Source organism: Granulicella sp. L60 (assembly GCF_009765825.1).
Lineage (GTDB): Bacteria > Acidobacteriota > Terriglobia > Terriglobales > Acidobacteriaceae > Edaphobacter.
In genome coordinates this window covers 847008-847992 of sequence record NZ_LMUR01000022.1, presented here as the reverse complement: position 1 = coordinate 847992, position 985 = coordinate 847008, and the positions used below count along the sequence as shown (strand labels likewise).

Genomic DNA, 985 nt, shown 5'->3' with positions numbered 1-985 from the left:
GCAGCAGGTCAACGCTACCGGTCTCGCCGGCCACCATGGCCTCCAGCAGCTTGCGGAAGTAGCCCAGATAACGCTCGATCGTGGATGGCTCGAACAGTGACGTGGCATACTCGATACCGCCAGCGATGGTGTTGTCCCGCGTCTCTGCCAGCGAGAGGGTGAGATCGAACTTCGCCGCGCGACGGGGTGCCGACCGGACAGAGAGAAGTTCAAGACCAGGCAGATCGAGAGCGCCTGTGTCGGTGTTCTGCCAGGCGAACATGACCTGGAAGATGGGGCTGTGGGCGAGGCTGCGCATGGGTCGCAGGATCTCCACGACCTGTTCGAAGGGGATATCCTGATGTTGCTGTGCCGCGATGCTCTGTGCCTTTACCTGGGCCAGCAACTCCCCCACCGTCGGCGAAGAGGTCAGGTCGATCCGCAGCGCCAGAGTGTTGACGAAAAACCCGATCAGATCCTCGATCTCAGCTCGCCCGCGATTAGCCGCCGGAGTGCCGATGACGACCTCCTGCTGTCCGGAGAGTCTGGCCAGCAGCGCCGCCCATGCTGCCATCAGGGTCATGAACAGGGTGGTGCCGTGTCGCCGGCTCAGACCTCGCAGCTGCGCAGTCAGCTCCTGATCCAGAACCAGGCCTGCGAAGGCGCCGGCGTAGCTCTGCTGCACGGGACGCGGATGGTCCGCAGGCAGCTCCAGAAGCGCTGGCGCACCGGCAAGAGCCGTCTGCCAGTAAGCGGCCTGTTGCTGCAGAACCTCGCCTTCGATCCATTTGCGCTGCCAGACAGCATAGTCAACATACTGGATCGACAACTCTGGCAACGGATCCGACTCGCCCCGTAGATAAGCACTGTATAAAGTGCTCAACTCGTGGACCAGCACCCCAATCGACCAGCCATCGGAGACGATATGGTGCATGGTGATCAACAGAACATGTTCGTCTTCGCTGGTCCGAAGGAGCCTGCCGCGAAGCAGCGGACCATGTTCGAA

The 985-nt window shown here is 61.7% G+C and carries 1 protein-coding gene; it reads right to left on the bottom strand.

The window, feature by feature from the left end:
- The coding region (locus GSQ82_RS24460) for a condensation domain-containing protein (protein ID WP_254061908.1) at positions 1-985 on the bottom strand (985 nt) is incomplete at both ends.